The sequence below is a fragment of the Rossellomorea sp. y25 genome (assembly GCF_038049935.1).
GTDB lineage: Bacteria > Bacillota > Bacilli > Bacillales > Bacillaceae_B > Rossellomorea.
On sequence record NZ_CP145886.1, the window covers coordinates 102,501 to 120,756 of the forward strand.

Sequence of the window (18,256 nt, forward strand, 5' to 3'; positions counted from 1 at the left end):
ATGAGGCAAATCCCATCATCGTGAAGGCTGAGCTGTGATAGCGAGCGAATTATAGTAGCGAAGTTCCTGATTCCACACTGCCAAGAAAAGCCTCTAGCGAGGAAAAAGGTGCCCGTACCGCAAACCGACACAGGTAGGCGAGGAGAGAATCCTAAGGTGAGCGAGAGAACTCTCGTTAAGGAACTCGGCAAAATGACCCCGTAACTTCGGGAGAAGGGGTGCTCTGGTAGGGTGCAAGCCCGAGAGAGCCGCAGTGAATAGGCCCAGGCGACTGTTTAGCAAAAACACAGGTCTCTGCGAAGCCGTAAGGCGAAGTATAGGGGCTGACGCCTGCCCGGTGCTGGAAGGTTAAGAGGAGTGCTTAGCGCAAGCGAAGGTGCGAATCGAAGCCCCAGTAAACGGCGGCCGTAACTATAACGGTCCTAAGGTAGCGAAATTCCTTGTCGGGTAAGTTCCGACCCGCACGAAAGGCGTAACGATCTGGGCACTGTCTCAACGAGAGACTCGGTGAAATTATAGTACCTGTGAAGATGCAGGTTACCCGCGACAGGACGGAAAGACCCCGTGGAGCTTTACTGTAGCCTGATATTGAATTTTGGTACAGCTTGTACAGGATAGGTAGGAGCCTTGGAAGCCGGAGCGCCAGCTTCGGTGGAGGCATCGGTGGGATACTACCCTGGCTGTATTGAAATTCTAACCCGCGCCCCTTATCGGGGTGGGAGACAGTGTCAGGTGGGCAGTTTGACTGGGGCGGTCGCCTCCTAAAGAGTAACGGAGGCGCCCAAAGGTTCCCTCAGAATGGTTGGAAATCATTCGCAGAGTGTAAAGGCACAAGGGAGCTTGACTGCGAGACCTACAAGTCGAGCAGGGACGAAAGTCGGGCTTAGTGATCCGGTGGTTCCGCATGGAAGGGCCATCGCTCAACGGATAAAAGCTACCCCGGGGATAACAGGCTTATCTCCCCCAAGAGTCCACATCGACGGGGAGGTTTGGCACCTCGATGTCGGCTCATCGCATCCTGGGGCTGTAGTCGGTCCCAAGGGTTGGGCTGTTCGCCCATTAAAGCGGTACGCGAGCTGGGTTCAGAACGTCGTGAGACAGTTCGGTCCCTATCCGTCGTGGGCGCAGGAAATTTGAGAGGAGCTGTCCTTAGTACGAGAGGACCGGGATGGACGCACCGCTGGTGTACCAGTTGTCTTGCCAAAGGCATCGCTGGGTAGCTATGTGCGGAAGGGATAAGTGCTGAAAGCATCTAAGCATGAAGCCCCCCTCGAGATGAGATTTCCCATCACGTATGTGAGTAAGATCCCTAGAAGATGACTAGGTAGATAGGTCAGAGATGGAAGCATGGCGACATGTGGAGTTGACTGATACTAATCGATCGAGGACTTAACCACAAAGAGTCATTTTTTAAATGAACAACAATTGGTCGGTATTCGGCTTTCTTGACATCAATTCTTTATCTAGTTTTGAAGGAACAATCCTTCAATTGAATAATTCGTCTGGTGACAATGGCGAAGAGGTCACACCCGTTCCCATGCCGAACACGGAAGTTAAGCTCTTCAGCGCCGATGGTAGTTGGGGGATCTCCCCCTGTGAGAGTAGGACGTCGCCAGGCGATATATATTTCGGAGGATTAGCTCAGCTGGGAGAGCATCTGCCTTACAAGCAGAGGGTCGGCGGTTCGATCCCGTCATCCTCCACCATTTTTTTATGAATAATTCAATATGCCGGTGTAGCTCAACTGGTAGAGCAACTGACTTGTAATCAGTAGGTTGGGGGTTCAAGTCCTCTTGCCGGCACCATTGGTTTTTTTATTTTGTCTCATTATATTTTGGGAGCCATTAGCTCAGTTGGTAGAGCATCTGACTTTTAATCAGAGGGTCGAAGGTTCGAGTCCTTCATGGCTCACCATTGATTTTTGCATTAGCAAAATATCAATCATACATGCGGGTGTGGCGGAATTGGCAGACGCACCAGACTTAGGATCTGGCGCCGCAAGGCGTGGGGGTTCAAGTCCCTTCACCCGCACCATTATATTTCGCGGAAGTAGTTCAGTGGTAGAACACCACCTTGCCAAGGTGGGGGTCGCGGGTTCGAATCCCGTCTTCCGCTCCAGAAAATTTTGCCGGGGTGGCGGAACTGGCAGACGCACAGGACTTAAAATCCTGCGGTAGGTGACTACCGTACCGGTTCGATTCCGGTCCTCGGCACCATTGATTTTTCGGAAGAAAACAACATATTTAGCGCCCGTAGCTCAATTGGATAGAGCGTTTGACTACGGATCAAAAGGTTAGGGGTTCGACTCCTCTCGGGCGCGCCATATAGATCGGGAAGTAGCTCAGCTTGGTAGAGCACTTGGTTTGGGACCAAGGGGTCGCAGGTTCGAATCCTGTCTTCCCGACCACCTTATTTGGGGCCTTAGCTCAGCTGGGAGAGCGCCTGCTTTGCACGCAGGAGGTCAGCGGTTCGATCCCGCTAGGCTCCACCAAAATTTTTAAAAAAATCATTGACACTGATTGGGTGGAAATGATATGATTATCAAGTCGCTTCAAACAGAAGCACTTACACATTGAACCTTGAAAACTGAACAAAACAAGACAATACGTCAACGTTAATTCTAGATTTATTTTTAAGAGCTATTCAAACTTTTATCGGAGAGTTTGATCCTGGCTCAGGACGAACGCTGGCGGCGTGCCTAATACATGCAAGTCGAGCGGATTGATGGGAGCTTGCTCCCATCAGTCAGCGGCGGACGGGTGAGTAACACGTGGGTAACCTGCCTGTAAGACTGGGATAACTCCGGGAAACCGGGGCTAATACCGGATAACTCATTTCCTCGCATGAGGAAAGGTTGAAAGATGGCTTCTTGCTATCACTTACAGATGGACCCGCGGCGCATTAGCTAGTTGGTGAGGTAACGGCTCACCAAGGCGACGATGCGTAGCCGACCTGAGAGGGTGATCGGCCACACTGGGACTGAGACACGGCCCAGACTCCTACGGGAGGCAGCAGTAGGGAATCTTCCGCAATGGACGAAAGTCTGACGGAGCAACGCCGCGTGAGTGATGAAGGTTTTCGGATCGTAAAACTCTGTTGTTAGGGAAGAACAAGTACCGTTCGAATAGGGCGGTACCTTGACGGTACCTAACCAGAAAGCCACGGCTAACTACGTGCCAGCAGCCGCGGTAATACGTAGGTGGCAAGCGTTGTCCGGAATTATTGGGCGTAAAGCGCGCGCAGGTGGTTTCTTAAGTCTGATGTGAAAGCCCACGGCTCAACCGTGGAGGGTCATTGGAAACTGGGGAACTTGAGTGCAGAAGAGGAAAGTGGAATTCCAAGTGTAGCGGTGAAATGCGTAGATATTTGGAGGAACACCAGTGGCGAAGGCGACTTTCTGGTCTGTAACTGACACTGAGGCGCGAAAGCGTGGGGAGCAAACAGGATTAGATACCCTGGTAGTCCACGCCGTAAACGATGAGTGCTAAGTGTTAGGGGGTTTCCGCCCCTTAGTGCTGCAGCTAACGCATTAAGCACTCCGCCTGGGGAGTACGGTCGCAAGACTGAAACTCAAAGGAATTGACGGGGGCCCGCACAAGCGGTGGAGCATGTGGTTTAATTCGAAGCAACGCGAAGAACCTTACCAGGTCTTGACATCCTCTGACAACCCTAGAGATAGGGCTTTCCCCTTCGGGGGACAGAGTGACAGGTGGTGCATGGTTGTCGTCAGCTCGTGTCGTGAGATGTTGGGTTAAGTCCCGCAACGAGCGCAACCCTTGATCTTAGTTGCCAGCATTCAGTTGGGCACTCTAAGATGACTGCCGGTGACAAACCGGAGGAAGGTGGGGATGACGTCAAATCATCATGCCCCTTATGACCTGGGCTACACACGTGCTACAATGGACGGTACAAAGGGCAGCAAGACCGCGAGGTTTAGCCAATCCCATAAAACCGTTCTCAGTTCGGATTGTAGGCTGCAACTCGCCTACATGAAGCTGGAATCGCTAGTAATCGCGGATCAGCATGCCGCGGTGAATACGTTCCCGGGCCTTGTACACACCGCCCGTCACACCACGAGAGTTTGTAACACCCGAAGTCGGTGAGGTAACCTTTTGGAGCCAGCCGCCTAAGGTGGGACAGATGATTGGGGTGAAGTCGTAACAAGGTAGCCGTATCGGAAGGTGCGGCTGGATCACCTCCTTTCTAAGGAAGATTTAACTAAAACGTTTGACACGTCGAAGTTTTGTTCAGTTTTGATGGTTTAATTACCGTCAAAACATTTTTTATCTCTTACGAGATAGAAGTTGTGTTTGTTCTTTGAAAACTAGATAAAGATATAATTGATAGTCAAGAAATTACCGAGTATCGCCATTTTAGGTTTTAAACCTGATGTAACAACCAATTCGGTTAAGTTATGAAGGGCGCACGGTGGATGCCTTGGCACTAGGAGCCGACGAAGGACGGGACTAACACCGATATGCTTTGGGGAGCTGTAAGTGAGCTTTGATCCAGAGATTTCCGAATGGGGGAACCCATTGTTCGTAATGGAACAATATCCTTACTTGAATACATAGAGTATGGAAGGCAGACCCAGGGAACTGAAACATCTAAGTACCTGGAGGAAGAGAAAGCAATTGCGATTCCCTGAGTAGCGGCGAGCGAAACGGGATGTAGCCCAAACCAAGAGGCTTGCCTCTTGGGGTTGTAGGACACTCTATACGGAGTTACAAAGGAATGAAGTAGACGAAGAAGTCTGGAAAGGCTCGTCAAAGAAGGTAACAACCCTGTAGTTGAAACTTCATTCCCTCTTGAGTGGATCCTGAGTACGGCGGGACACGTGAAATCCCGTCGGAAGCTGGGAGGACCATCTCCCAAGGCTAAATACTCCCTAGTGACCGATAGTGAACCAGTACCGTGAGGGAAAGGTGAAAAGCACCCCGGAAGGGGAGTGAAATAGAACCTGAAACCGTGTGCCTACAAGTAGTCAGAGCCCGTTAACGGGTGATGGCGTGCCTTTTGTAGAATGAACCGGCGAGTTACGATCCCATGCAAGGTTAAGTCGATGAGACGGAGCCGCAGCGAAAGCGAGTCTGAATAGGGCGAATGAGTATGTGGTCGTAGACCCGAAACCAGGTGATCTACCCATGTCCAGGATGAAGTTCAGGTAACACTGAATGGAGGTCCGAACCCACGCACGTTGAAAAGTGCGGGGATGAGGTGTGGGTAGCGGAGAAATTCCAATCGAACTTGGAGATAGCTGGTTCTCTCCGAAATAGCTTTAGGGCTAGCCTCATGTGTAAGAGTCTTGGAGGTAGAGCACTGTTTGGACTAGGGGCCCTCATCGGGTTACCGAATTCAGACAAACTCCGAATGCCAAAGACTTATCCATGGGAGTCAGACTGCGAGTGATAAGATCCGTAGTCGAAAGGGAAACAGCCCAGACCACCAGCTAAGGTCCCAAAGTATACGTTAAGTGGAAAAGGATGTGGAGTTGCTTAGACAACCAGGATGTTGGCTTAGAAGCAGCCACCATTTAAAGAGTGCGTAATAGCTCACTGGTCGAGTGACTCTGCGCCGAAAATGTACCGGGGCTAAACGTATCACCGAAGCTGTGGATTGACACCTCTAGGTGTCAGTGGTAGGAGAGCGTTCTAAGGACTGCGAAGCTAGACCGTAAGGACTGGTGGAGTGCTTAGAAGTGAGAATGCCGGTATGAGTAGCGAAAGATGGGTGAGAATCCCATCCACCGAATGCCTAAGGTTTCCTGAGGAAGGCTCGTCCGCTCAGGGTTAGTCGGGACCTAAGTCGAGGCCGATAGGCGTAGACGATGGACAACAGGTTGATATTCCTGTACCACCTCTTTTCCGTTTGAGCAATGGGGGGACGCAGGAGGATAGGGTAAGCGCACTGCTGGATATGTGCGTCTAAGCAGTTAGGCTGATGATGAGGCAAATCCCATCATCGTGAAGGCTGAGCTGTGATAGCGAGCGAATTATAGTAGCGAAGTTCCTGATTCCACACTGCCAAGAAAAGCCTCTAGCGAGGAAAAAGGTGCCCGTACCGCAAACCGACACAGGTAGGCGAGGAGAGAATCCTAAGGTGAGCGAGAGAACTCTCGTTAAGGAACTCGGCAAAATGACCCCGTAACTTCGGGAGAAGGGGTGCTCTGGTAGGGTGCAAGCCCGAGAGAGCCGCAGTGAATAGGCCCAGGCGACTGTTTAGCAAAAACACAGGTCTCTGCGAAGCCGTAAGGCGAAGTATAGGGGCTGACGCCTGCCCGGTGCTGGAAGGTTAAGAGGAGTGCTTAGCGCAAGCGAAGGTGCGAATCGAAGCCCCAGTAAACGGCGGCCGTAACTATAACGGTCCTAAGGTAGCGAAATTCCTTGTCGGGTAAGTTCCGACCCGCACGAAAGGCGTAACGATCTGGGCACTGTCTCAACGAGAGACTCGGTGAAATTATAGTACCTGTGAAGATGCAGGTTACCCGCGACAGGACGGAAAGACCCCGTGGAGCTTTACTGTAGCCTGATATTGAATTTTGGTACAGCTTGTACAGGATAGGTAGGAGCCTTGGAAGCCGGAGCGCCAGCTTCGGTGGAGGCATCGGTGGGATACTACCCTGGCTGTATTGAAATTCTAACCCGCGCCCCTTATCGGGGTGGGAGACAGTGTCAGGTGGGCAGTTTGACTGGGGCGGTCGCCTCCTAAAGAGTAACGGAGGCGCCCAAAGGTTCCCTCAGAATGGTTGGAAATCATTCGCAGAGTGTAAAGGCACAAGGGAGCTTGACTGCGAGACCTACAAGTCGAGCAGGGACGAAAGTCGGGCTTAGTGATCCGGTGGTTCCGCATGGAAGGGCCATCGCTCAACGGATAAAAGCTACCCCGGGGATAACAGGCTTATCTCCCCCAAGAGTCCACATCGACGGGGAGGTTTGGCACCTCGATGTCGGCTCATCGCATCCTGGGGCTGTAGTCGGTCCCAAGGGTTGGGCTGTTCGCCCATTAAAGCGGTACGCGAGCTGGGTTCAGAACGTCGTGAGACAGTTCGGTCCCTATCCGTCGTGGGCGCAGGAAATTTGAGAGGAGCTGTCCTTAGTACGAGAGGACCGGGATGGACGCACCGCTGGTGTACCAGTTGTCTTGCCAAAGGCATCGCTGGGTAGCTATGTGCGGAAGGGATAAGTGCTGAAAGCATCTAAGCATGAAGCCCCCCTCGAGATGAGATTTCCCATCACGTATGTGAGTAAGATCCCTAGAAGATGACTAGGTAGATAGGTCAGAGATGGAAGCATGGCGACATGTGGAGTTGACTGATACTAATCGATCGAGGACTTAACCACAAAGAGTCATTTTTTAAATGAACAACAATTGGTCGGTATTCGGCTTTCTTGACATCAATTCTTTATCTAGTTTTGAAGGAACAATCCTTCAATTGAATAATTCGTCTGGTGACAATGGCGAAGAGGTCACACCCGTTCCCATGCCGAACACGGAAGTTAAGCTCTTCAGCGCCGATGGTAGTTGGGGGATCTCCCCCTGTGAGAGTAGGACGTCGCCAGGCAAATATGAAAAAGAGTAGCTCTTAGGAGCTGCTTTTTTTGTCGTTTGAATTTTTGAGATTGTGGATTGAACATCACTCCTCTATACAGCTGAAAAGATAAACTAATTCCCAATAAATCCAACTTTTTAGTGTAAGTAATCCATCCAAATTACTAACTTTCACTCTTCCTCAATCACACCAATAGACCATTCACCATTCCATCACATCACAGGTCGACCATCCTTCCACCCCTCTCCAAAAATCAACTCCCGACCCTTATCACTGCCCTCCCCGTATAAAAAAACACTCCCTCTCAATGCCCCATTTCCTAAAATCTATCCAACAAACTCACATTTTCACGTTTAAAACCTTCCTAAAACAGGAAAACTTCTAAGGTCAAACTTCATAATTGCAAAGTTTAAAACACGGTTGTATAATTATAGTCAAATATAGTCAAAGTCAAAATGAGGAGGAGGTTTGATGAGGAACATATCCGACATCATTGAACGTTATTTAAAGAATGTTTTAGAACTGAGTGAAAGTGAGATAGTCGAGATTAAAAGAAGCGAGATCGCTGATAAGTTTCAATGTGTTCCTTCTCAAATTAATTATGTGATCAATACCCGGTTCACGATAGAAAGAGGGTATGTAGTAGAGAGTAAACGAGGTGGCGGGGGCTATATCAGAATTATGAAAGTAAAGGCCCACGATCAAGTTCATCTAATTGACCAGCTGGTAGCACTCATTACTCAGACGATCAGCCAGAATACGGCAGCTGATATTGTGTTTCGATTAGTAGAAGAGGATATTATCTCTGAACGGGAAGCAAAGATCATGCTGAGCGTAATGGACCGTTCGGTGATCATGGTCGATTTACCTGAACGGGACGTATTGAGGGGAAGAATGCTCAGGGCCATGCTGGATACATTGAAGTACGAGTAAGTTTTGAGAGGTGAGTAGGATGATTTGTCAAGAGTGTAATGAAAGACCTGCAACCCTTCATTTTACCAAGGTGATAAATGGGGAAAAGACAGAGGTTCATTTATGCGAGCAATGCGCTCAGGATAAGGGTGAAATGTTTATGTTTGATTCTTCTTCCGGCTTCTCAGTGAACAATCTATTGGCAGGTCTTCTTAATATAGCCCCTGCATTTAAGCAGGCAAAGGAAGCGGAAATACCCAAGACAGAGGTTTTACAGTGTGAAAAGTGTAAAATGACCTTGCAGCAATTCATTAATGTGGGAAGATTTGGGTGTGCTCATTGTTATGAGACGTTCAAAGATGAGCTGACTCCTCTATTAAAACGTGTTCATAGTGGAAATGTGGAGCATCACGGGAAGGTTCCGGAACGCATGGGCGGGGCCATTCATGTGAAGAAAAAAATTCAGCAGTTGAAGTCAGAACTGCAAACGATGATTGCGGATGAAGAGTTTGAAAAAGCAGCAGAGATACGAGACGAAATTCGCTCCCTGGAGAAAGATGTTAAAAAAGAGGGAGGAGATAAAGGATGAGTCTAGAGAGATTTTTACAAAATGCTGTTAGTTCTTGGATGAATGAAGAGGGACCGAATTCGGATATTGTTCTCAGCTCACGGGTTCGCCTCGCGAGGAACCTGACAGACTTTCGATTCTCTACTCTTTATTCTTCTGAGGAAGCAAAAGAAATTGTGGATCGCGTGAAGGATAAGCTCTCTTTATACCCGAAGAAATTAGGTGAATTAGAATTTTTACCTACAAGTGAGATTCAGCCACTCCAAAAGAGGGTATTGATGGAGAAACACCTTATTAGCCCTAACTTGGCAGAGGACACGAACTATGGGGCTGTCCTTTTATCCAGTGAAGAAGATATTAGCATAATGGTAAACGAAGAGGATCATATTCGAATACAGTGTTTATATCCAGGTTTACAATTGAAGGAAGCTTTACAGAGAGCGAATCAGATTGATGATTGGTTTGAAAGCGAATTTGATTTTGCTTTTGATGAGAAACATGGATATTTAACGACTTGTCCTACCAATGTAGGAACGGGGCTTAGAGCTTCTGTCATGATGCACTTGCCTGGTCTGGTCCTGACCCAGCAGTTAAATCGTATCATTCCTGCCATTAACCAATTAGGTCTGGTGGTAAGAGGGATTTATGGAGAAGGCAGCGAGGCGTTGGGAAACATCTTCCAGATTTCGAATCAGACGACACTCGGTAAGTCAGAGGAAGATATTGTGGAAGATTTGTTAAGTGTTGTGAAACAGATCATCGATAAAGAACAATCGGCAAGGGACGCATTAGTTAAAACGTCTAACATACAATTAGAAGATAGGATCTTTCGTTCACTTGGTGTGTTGGAGCACAGTCGAATTATTGAGTCCAAGGAAGCAGCTAAGTGTTTATCGGATGTCAGGCTTGGGATTGATTTAGGATACATCAAAGTCATATCTAAGAATATATTGAATGAACTAATGATTTTAACCCAACCGGGATTTTTACAACAATATTCTGGAGGTCCATTGAGACCAAATGAAAGAGATATAAGAAGGTCTTCTTTGATTCGAGAGCGAATTAAGTTAGATAAGGATACATGTGAGGAGGAAAAATAATATGATGTTTGGTCGATTTACAGAAAGAGCACAAAAGGTATTAGCGTTAGCTCAAGAAGAAGCGATTCGTTTGGCGCACAGTAATATTGGTACTGAACATATTTTATTGGGACTTGTCCGCGAGGGTGAAGGAATTGCCGCTAAAGCACTTACGGCGTTGGGACTGAGCCCTGAAAAGATTCAGAAAGAAGTGGAGGGGTTGATCGGGAAAGGAACCGAGAAATCTCAAACGATTCATTATACACCCAGAGCGAAGAAAGTGATTGAGCTTTCTATGGATGAGGCTCGTAAACTGGGACACTCATATGTAGGAACAGAACATATTTTATTAGGGTTAATTCGTGAAGGTGAAGGAGTAGCCGCTCGTGTACTCGGAAATCTTGGTGTCAGCTTAAATAAAGCAAGACAGCAAGTATTGCAGTTACTAGGAAGTAATGACTCAAGCAACCACCAGGGCGCGGGCAATGCCAATGCCAATACGCCTACCCTTGATAGCTTAGCCCGGGACTTAACGGCAATCGCCCGTGAAGGAAGCTTAGATCCGGTTATCGGACGAAGCAAAGAAATTCAGCGTGTCATTGAAGTTTTAAGTCGCCGTACGAAGAATAACCCGGTGTTAATCGGTGAGCCTGGTGTAGGTAAGACAGCGATTGCCGAGGGCCTTGCACAACAGATCATTGCAAATGAAGTGCCTGAAATCCTTCGGGATAAACGCGTAATGACCCTGGATATGGGTACAGTGGTAGCCGGTACGAAATACCGCGGTGAATTCGAGGATCGATTAAAGAAAGTAATGGATGAAATTCGTCAGGCAGGTAATATCATCCTGTTCATCGATGAGCTTCATACGTTAATCGGAGCAGGCGGAGCTGAAGGCGCCATCGATGCATCGAACATTTTAAAACCATCTCTTGCTCGTGGAGAGTTACAATGTATCGGTGCGACAACATTAGATGAGTACCGTAAATATATTGAAAAGGATGCTGCGCTGGAGCGTCGTTTCCAACCAATTCAAGTCAATGAGCCAACGGCAGAAGAGTCTATTCAGATTCTCAAGGGCTTACGCGATCGTTATGAAGCCCATCACCGCGTATCGATCACAGATGAAGCGATTGATGCGGCAGTGAAACTGTCTGATCGCTACATTTCAGACCGCTTCTTACCGGATAAGGCAATTGATTTAATTGATGAAGCTGGGTCTAAGGTGCGCTTACGTTCTTATACAACGCCGCCAAACCTGAAAGAGCTTGAAGCAAAGCTGGAAGAAATCCGTAAAGAGAAGGATGCAGCGGTTCAAAGCCAAGAGTTTGAAAAAGCAGCTTCTCTAAGAGATTCAGAGCAAAAGCTTCGTGAAGAGCTGGAAGAAACGAAGAACACATGGAAAGAAAAGCAAGGTCAGGAAAATACGGAAGTGACGGTAGAAGATATTGCGAAGGTTGTATCGAACTGGACGGGAGTGCCGGTATCGAAACTTGCCCAGACTGAGACGGATCGATTACTTAAGTTAGAAGAGATCCTTCATTCCAGAGTCATTGGTCAATCTGAAGCAGTCGTAGCAGTATCGAAAGCGGTCCGTCGTGCAAGAGCAGGGCTGAAAGATCCGAAGCGTCCGATTGGTTCCTTTATTTTCTTAGGACCGACAGGAGTAGGGAAAACGGAACTTGCCCGTGCATTAGCGGAATCTATGTTCGGTGACGAGGATGCCATGATCCGCATCGATATGTCTGAGTACATGGAGAAGCATTCGACTTCACGTTTAGTAGGTTCTCCTCCAGGGTATGTAGGATATGAAGAAGGCGGTCAGTTAACAGAAAAAGTTCGCCGTAAGCCATATTCCGTCGTACTTTTAGATGAAATTGAAAAGGCACATCCTGATGTATTTAACATCCTCCTTCAAGTCTTGGAAGATGGTCGTTTGACAGACTCAAAAGGAAGAACGGTAGACTTCAGAAACACGGTGTTGATCATGACATCCAACGTTGGCGCCCAGTCCCTTAAGAGCAACAAATATGTTGGGTTCAATATTCAAGATGGAAAGCAGGATTATAAGGATATGAAAGGTAAGGTAATGGAAGAGCTGAAACGTGCGTTCCGACCAGAGTTCCTTAACCGTATCGATGAAATCATTGTCTTCCACTCACTTGAAAAAGATCACCTGAAAGAGATTGTGACACTAATGTCAAACCAACTGACAAGTCGCTTGAAAGAGCAGGATATTCATTTAGAGCTATCTGCTGCTGCTAAAGAAAAAATAGCAGATGAAGGATTCGATCCTGAATACGGTGCGCGCCCACTGCGTCGGGCCATTCAGAAACATGTAGAGGATAAACTGTCAGAGGAGTTATTAAGAGGCAAGGTGCTGACAGGTCAGAATATTGTTATTGATGTAGAAGATAGTGAGTTTGTTGTAAAGGTAAAAGAAGAAGAAGCAGCTAATACTCCTACTTAATACAAAGGTGAAAAAAGAGGTACACGTTTATGTTTTTCGTGTACCTCTTTTATAATAATGGATACCTTTGATGAGCTCTGGAAAAGCTTGTCGCCTCTGGGCAAGCCACCTGCGCTTTTCTTATTGTCTAGCTCCGGTGGCTAGAGGCTCGAGGTCATAAGCCAAGTTAACCAAAAAGGCAAAAAACGCCTTTCCGGTTAACTCGTCTTATGCTTGTCGCCTCTGGGCAAGCCACCTGCGCTTTTCTTATTGTCTAGCTCCGGTGGCTAGAGGCTCGAGGTCATAAGCCAAGTTAACCAAAAAGGCAAAAAACCGCCTTTCCGGTTAACTCGTCTTATGCTTGTCGCCTCTGGGCAAGCCACCTGCGCTTTTCTTATTGTCTAGCTCCGGTGGCTAGAGGCTCGAGGTCATAAGCCAAGTTAACCAAAAAGGCAAAAAACGCCTTTCCGGTTAACTCGTCTTATGCTTGTCGCCTCTAAGCAAGCCACCTGTGCTTTTCGAAGGGTCCTAAATTGAATACAGTACATAAAACCGATACAATCATTTCGAATGGGTATTGTCATGAAATGTAAAAAGAACAAATAGAGTGAAAGAGGAGAAGAATAGATTGGCAAAGAAAAAGACAAAGTTTGTATGTTCATCATGTGGTTATGAGTCTGCTAAATGGATGGGCAAATGTCCAGGTTGTAACGAGTGGAACACGATGGTGGAAGAAGTTGAGATGACGGGGAAAAAGCCTCGAGGATCATTTATGCATTCTGAAAATAGCGGGCCCACTAAAGCAGAAAAACTTATCTCAATCGAAACAAAGCAAGAACCAAGAGTATTGACTGAATCGAAAGAGCTGAATCGGGTGTTAGGTGGAGGAGTAGTTCCGGGTTCACTTGTGTTGATCGGTGGAGATCCCGGGATCGGGAAATCTACTTTATTGCTTCAGGTATCTTCCCAGCTTGCCGATCAAAAGCAGAAGGTGCTATATATATCCGGAGAAGAATCGATCAAGCAAACAAAACTTCGGGCAGATCGATTAAGTATTAAGTCGGATGATTTATATATATTTGCGGAAACGAATCTTGAATTGATCCATCAAACGATTGAACAAATCTCTCCTGATTTTGTCATCATCGACTCGATTCAAACGATTTTTCATCCTGAAGTGACGTCTGCTCCCGGTAGTGTTTCCCAGGTGAGGGAGTGTACAGCTGAATTAATGAGAATAGGAAAAACAAAAGGCATTGCCATCTTCATAGTAGGGCATGTTACAAAGGAAGGATCCATTGCCGGACCTCGTTTGCTGGAGCATATGGTAGATACCGTACTGTACTTTGAAGGGGAGCGCCATCATTCATATCGTATTTTAAGAGCCGTGAAGAATCGCTTCGGTTCCACGAATGAGATGGGGATTTTTGAAATGAAAGAGCTTGGTCTGGAGGAAGTCGCAAATCCTTCTGAGATATTCCTGGAGGAGCGCTCACAAGGCGCGGCAGGCTCAACGGTCGTTGCATCCATGGAAGGTACAAGACCTGTTCTGGTGGAGATACAAGCCCTTGTCACCCCGACCAGCTTCAATAACCCTAGACGAATGGCGACGGGGATCGATCATAGCCGTGTTTCACTCATTATGGCCGTGTTGGAGAAACGCGCAGGAATGCTATTGCAGCAGCAGGATGCTTATTTAAAAGTGGCAGGAGGGGTCAAACTGGATGAACCTGCGATTGATTTGGCTGTTGCCGCGAGTATTGCGTCCAGCTTCCGTGATAAAGCGTCCAGTGCTCATGATTGTATTATCGGAGAGGTCGGATTAACGGGTGAAATAAGAAGGGTGTCAAGAATTGAGCAACGTGTTCAAGAAGCGGCTAAACTAGGCTTTAGACGTGTGATTATTCCCCAAAATAACTTAAGTGGATGGCAGCCGCCTTCGGATATAGAGGTCACAGGAGTGTCAAATATAAACGAAGCGCTGGCTATTATTTTAGGAGGATAAGAAATGGAAGATAAGAAGGCAAGAGAAAAGTCCATGTCGGATATATTGCAATTTGTTGCTCCAGGTGCTCCGATAAGAGATGGCATCGATAATGTTCTGAGAGCCAATACGGGCGGCCTTATTGTCGTTGGTTACAATGATAAGGTGAAATCTGTACTGGATGGCGGATTTCATATCAATTGTGCTTTTTCACCAAGCTATCTGTATGAGCTTGCCAAGATGGATGGGGCCATCATCCTGAATGAAGCGGGTACGAAGATCATTTTGGCAAACGCTCAGTTGGCTCCCGATGTGTACGTTCCCTCTACCGAAACGGGAATGAGACACCGCACGGCAGAGCGGGTTGCCAGGCAGACCAATGCCCTTGTCATCGCTATTTCGCAACGTAGAAACGTGATCACGTTGTATCAAGGGAATTTTCGATATGCTTTAAAGGATATCTCTGTCATCTTAACGAAGGCCAACCAGGCGATTCAAACTCTGGAGAAGTATAAGGTGGTTCTCGATCAGAGTATCTCTAATCTATCGGTTCTGGAGTTTGAGGAGCTTGTGACACAAAGCGACCTACTGCAAGTTCTTCACAGATTCGAAATGGTATTAAGGATTAAAAACGAGTTATTGACCTATTTAAGCGAGCTGGGTGTCGAAGGAAGATTGATACGCCTTCAGATGAATGAGCTATTGGCAGATATTGAAGATGAGGCGATGCTCATTATTAGGGATTATTCTCAGGAAAGAAATATAAAGCCGTTCGAACTACTCTATAAATTTCAGGAGCTTGTCCATTCAGAAGTATTAGAGGATAATGTCCTATTAAAATTATTAGGCTATCATGGGTATGTTCATCACGATGATGCCATCTATCCAAGAGGATATCGCGTGTTGAATAAGATCCCACGGTTACCGATTGTGATCATCGAAAACCTTATTACCAGGTTCGAAACCCTTCCCCATGTAGTGAGTGCTTCAGTGGATGATTTGGATGAAGTGGAAGGAATAGGAGAGGTCAGGGCACGGAAAATCAAAGAGGGATTAAAACTGATCAAAGAACAAACGTTTGCCGATCGACAGTTATAGGTATGTGGTCCTGTATTTGCCATACAGGGGATAATTGAAGCATTTTCAAAAAATTGACAGTCTTTAAGAGACATGTTAGCCTTCACTTAAGGAAGCTAGTAAAATGGGATAAGTATATCAAAATGGTTTCCAAAGTATTAAATTTAAAATTTTCAAGGGCTAAGACGTTTCAAAAATAGCAAATTGTTTATAATGAATAGGAGGAGGTGAGGGAATGTTAAAAAGAATCGTTCAAGCGTGCTTCCTTATAGTCGGGGGAACACTGGGGATATTTCTGCTTCCCGAATTATTTACCGTCATAAATTTATCAGACATTCCTTTAATTAATAACCCTTATATGACTGCTATATTTGGTGCCATTATTTTTTATATTCTTTCGTTTTGGGCAGTCGAGTATGTCGTCAATTTCGTCAAGTGGTTTGAAGATAGTTTAGTAAAAGCTCCAGTAACGGATCTGTTATTTGGCAGTTTAGGACTTATTATCGGTCTTTTTGTTGCGTATCTGTTTGGGATTCCTTTCAATCAAATGGAGATCCCGATTGTCAACACAGTGGTTCCGATTCTATTAACGCTGATTCTTGGTTATTTAGGCTTTCAAGTTGGCTTTAAGAAAAGGGATGAGCTGGTCGGTCTGTTTGGTACTACAAATAAAGGCAAGAAAAAAGGGACTGACGAAGATTCTGATGAAGCGGGTGTGAAAACGCTGAAGATACTGGATACGAGTGTGATTATCGATGGTCGTATCGCAGATATCTGTCAAACTGGATTTTTAGAAGGAATTGTCGTCATTCCACAGTTTGTGCTGGAAGAGCTTCAGCATATTGCGGATTCTTCAGATGTGTTGAAACGAAACCGTGGCAGGCGTGGACTTGATATCCTGAATCGAATTCAAAAGGAGCTCCCTGTAGAGGTTCAGATTTATGAAGGTGACTTTGAGGAAATTCAGGAAGTTGATTCGAAGCTTGTGAAATTAGCGAAGCTTACGAATGGGATCGTTGTCACGAATGATTTCAACTTGAATAAAGTATGCGATCTTCAAGGTGTACAAGTATTAAATATCAATGACTTGGCCAATGCCGTTAAGCCAGTTGTATTACCTGGAGAAGAATTGAAGGTTCAGGTAATCAAAGACGGTAAAGAACATAATCAAGGAATCGCCTATCTCGATGATGGTACGATGATTGTAGTGGAAGAGGGACGCAATTATATCGGCAAGTATATCGATGTACTTGTGACGTCTGTTCTTCAAACCTCTGCGGGTCGAATGATCTTTGCGAAGCCGAAGCAATTAGAAAAAGCTTTATAAGTAATCTTTGCCCTGACTCTATTGATTCAGTGAGGTATAATAAATAGTATTACTCGAGTGTTAAAGGAGTTATCGTATGGAATATGAAGTTGTCATTCCGGCTGCAGGGCAAGGGAAACGAATGAAAGCAGGCAAGAATAAACTGCTCCTCGAGCTGAATAGCTGTCCAGTCATTATTCATACACTGCGCGTTTTTGAACTTGACTCCCATTGTCAGGGTATCTATTTAGCGATTCATCCATCGGAGCGAGATGAGTTCAAAAGTTTATTAGACCGCTTTGGTATTAAAAAGGTCGTTAAGCTTGTAGATGGCGGGGAAGAAAGACAGCATAGTGTATACAACGCATTGCTTGAGGTTGATCATGAAATTGTTCTTGTACACGACGGGGCAAGACCTTTTATTAAAGAATCCACGATTCACCAATTAGTAGAAAAAACTCAATCAACAGGAGCCGCCATTGCCGCTGTTCCTGTTAAAGATACGATCAAAAAAGTGATGGATGGAGAAGTCGAGGAAACGATTGAACGCTCAAGCTTGTGGATGGTTCAAACTCCACAAGCTTTTCGTGTTTCATTGTTGAAAAGAGCGCACGGGGAAGCGGAGCAAGATGGTTTCCTTGGCACAGACGATGCTTCTCTAGTAGAAAGAATGGATGTTATGGTTGCTGTTGTGGAGAGTGATTATGACAATATTAAACTGACAACACCTGAGGACTTATATTTTGCTGAGGCCATTTTGAAGAAGCAAGAGGAAATGAGTGGAGGAGACAACCATGTTTAGGATCGGACAAGGATTTGATGTTCATCAATTAGTAGAAGACAGACCCCTTATTATGGGAGGCATAACCATACCATATGAAAAAGGGTTATTAGGTCATTCAGATGCAGATGTACTATTACATGCTGTAGCGGATGCATGTTTGGGGGCGATTGCCGCTGGGGATATCGGAAAACACTTTCCAGACACAGATCCTGAATTCAAGGATGCAGATTCAGCTAAGCTTCTCGAGCATGTATGGGCTCTTGTGAAAGAGGAAGGCTATGAATTAGGGAATATCGATTGCACGATCATTGCTCAGAAACCAAAGATGGCTCCTTATATCGACGAAATGAGACAAAGCATCGCAACCCTATTAGAAGCGGATAGTACGCAAGTGAACGTGAAAGCCACAACCTCAGAGAAGCTTGGTTTTACTGGAAGAGGCGAAGGGATCGCAGCGCAAACCACCGTGTTGATCAAAAAGAAGTAAGGGGACAAATTCGCTTTATTCCCTTTCATAACGGTGTTAAAATAGGTCAGAGACTTTAATG

Annotated in this window: 9 protein-coding genes, 9 tRNA genes and 5 rRNA genes (1 of these 23 running past the window's edge); all 23 read left to right on the plus strand. The window is 46.3% G+C overall.

Annotated elements, in window-relative coordinates:
- Nucleotides 1-1,397 (plus strand): 23S ribosomal RNA (locus AAEM60_RS00505); it begins 1,538 nt to the left of the window's first position.
- Between the two features lie 104 nt (nucleotides 1,398-1,501).
- A 5S ribosomal RNA gene (rrf, locus tag AAEM60_RS00510) occupies nucleotides 1,502-1,618 on the plus strand.
- A gap of 12 nt (nucleotides 1,619-1,630) precedes the next feature.
- Nucleotides 1,631-1,706 (plus strand) — tRNA-Val (locus AAEM60_RS00515).
- A 23-nt stretch (nucleotides 1,707-1,729) separates the two neighbouring features.
- A tRNA-Thr gene (locus tag AAEM60_RS00520) sits at nucleotides 1,730-1,805 on the plus strand.
- A gap of 33 nt (nucleotides 1,806-1,838) precedes the next feature.
- Nucleotides 1,839-1,914, plus strand: a tRNA-Lys gene (locus tag AAEM60_RS00525).
- Nucleotides 1,915-1,949: 35 nt separating this feature from the next.
- Nucleotides 1,950-2,034: transfer RNA gene (locus AAEM60_RS00530), tRNA-Leu, on the plus strand.
- 9 nt (nucleotides 2,035-2,043) lie between these two features.
- Nucleotides 2,044-2,118: transfer RNA gene (locus tag AAEM60_RS00535), tRNA-Gly, on the plus strand.
- A 9-nt stretch (nucleotides 2,119-2,127) separates the two neighbouring features.
- A tRNA-Leu gene (locus AAEM60_RS00540) sits at nucleotides 2,128-2,216 on the plus strand.
- 30 nt (nucleotides 2,217-2,246) lie between these two features.
- A tRNA-Arg gene (locus AAEM60_RS00545) sits at nucleotides 2,247-2,323 on the plus strand.
- A 7-nt stretch (nucleotides 2,324-2,330) separates the two neighbouring features.
- Nucleotides 2,331-2,407: transfer RNA gene (locus AAEM60_RS00550), tRNA-Pro, on the plus strand.
- A gap of 8 nt (nucleotides 2,408-2,415) precedes the next feature.
- A tRNA-Ala gene (locus tag AAEM60_RS00555) sits at nucleotides 2,416-2,491 on the plus strand.
- Between the two features lie 160 nt (nucleotides 2,492-2,651).
- Nucleotides 2,652-4,203: ribosomal RNA gene (locus AAEM60_RS00560) — 16S ribosomal RNA — on the plus strand.
- Nucleotides 4,204-4,405: 202 nt separating this feature from the next.
- A 23S ribosomal RNA gene (locus tag AAEM60_RS00565) occupies nucleotides 4,406-7,340 on the plus strand.
- Nucleotides 7,341-7,444: 104 nt separating this feature from the next.
- Nucleotides 7,445-7,561 (plus strand): 5S ribosomal RNA (gene rrf, locus AAEM60_RS00570).
- The 16S, 23S and 5S rRNA genes sit together here with 9 tRNA genes alongside, the layout of an rRNA operon.
- A 459-nt stretch (nucleotides 7,562-8,020) precedes the next feature.
- The gene (locus AAEM60_RS00575) at nucleotides 8,021-8,482 is read left to right on the plus strand and encodes a CtsR family transcriptional regulator (protein ID WP_148971217.1); all 462 of its coding nucleotides are present in this window, start codon (nucleotides 8,021-8,023) and stop codon (nucleotides 8,480-8,482) included.
- Between the two features lie 19 nt (nucleotides 8,483-8,501).
- The gene (locus AAEM60_RS00580; protein WP_299746067.1) at nucleotides 8,502-9,050 is read left to right on the plus strand and encodes a UvrB/UvrC motif-containing protein; all 549 of its coding nucleotides are present in this window, start codon (nucleotides 8,502-8,504) and stop codon (nucleotides 9,048-9,050) included.
- Nucleotides 9,047-10,129, plus strand: coding sequence for a protein arginine kinase (locus tag AAEM60_RS00585; protein WP_299746070.1), 1,083 nt, complete (start codon nucleotides 9,047-9,049; stop codon nucleotides 10,127-10,129). Before AAEM60_RS00580 ends, AAEM60_RS00585 begins: the two co-directional genes overlap by 4 nt.
- Before the next feature lies 1 nt (nucleotide 10,130).
- Nucleotides 10,131-12,578, plus strand: a complete 2,448-nt coding sequence (gene clpC, locus AAEM60_RS00590; RefSeq protein WP_299746073.1) for an ATP-dependent protease ATP-binding subunit ClpC — start codon at nucleotides 10,131-10,133, stop codon at nucleotides 12,576-12,578.
- A 607-nt stretch (nucleotides 12,579-13,185) separates the two neighbouring features.
- Nucleotides 13,186-14,562: a DNA repair protein RadA gene (gene radA, locus AAEM60_RS00595; protein WP_044340501.1), complete on the plus strand. Its 1,377-nt coding sequence runs from the start codon at nucleotides 13,186-13,188 to the stop codon at nucleotides 14,560-14,562.
- 3 nt (nucleotides 14,563-14,565) lie between these two features.
- On the plus strand, nucleotides 14,566-15,639 hold the full coding sequence (disA, locus tag AAEM60_RS00600) for a DNA integrity scanning diadenylate cyclase DisA (protein WP_113970866.1): 1,074 nt from the start codon (nucleotides 14,566-14,568) through the stop codon (nucleotides 15,637-15,639).
- A gap of 214 nt (nucleotides 15,640-15,853) precedes the next feature.
- Nucleotides 15,854-16,945, plus strand: coding sequence for a PIN/TRAM domain-containing protein (locus AAEM60_RS00605; RefSeq protein ID WP_299746078.1), 1,092 nt, complete (start codon nucleotides 15,854-15,856; stop codon nucleotides 16,943-16,945).
- Between the two features lie 76 nt (nucleotides 16,946-17,021).
- A complete protein-coding gene (gene ispD, locus AAEM60_RS00610; protein ID WP_299746080.1) occupies nucleotides 17,022-17,726 on the plus strand; it encodes a 2-C-methyl-D-erythritol 4-phosphate cytidylyltransferase in 705 nt (234 codons plus the stop codon).
- The gene (gene ispF, locus AAEM60_RS00615; protein WP_299746083.1) at nucleotides 17,719-18,195 is read left to right on the plus strand and encodes a 2-C-methyl-D-erythritol 2,4-cyclodiphosphate synthase; all 477 of its coding nucleotides are present in this window, start codon (nucleotides 17,719-17,721) and stop codon (nucleotides 18,193-18,195) included. The genes ispD and ispF overlap by 8 nt, the downstream gene beginning before the upstream one ends.
- Nucleotides 18,196-18,256 lie beyond the last annotated feature (61 nt).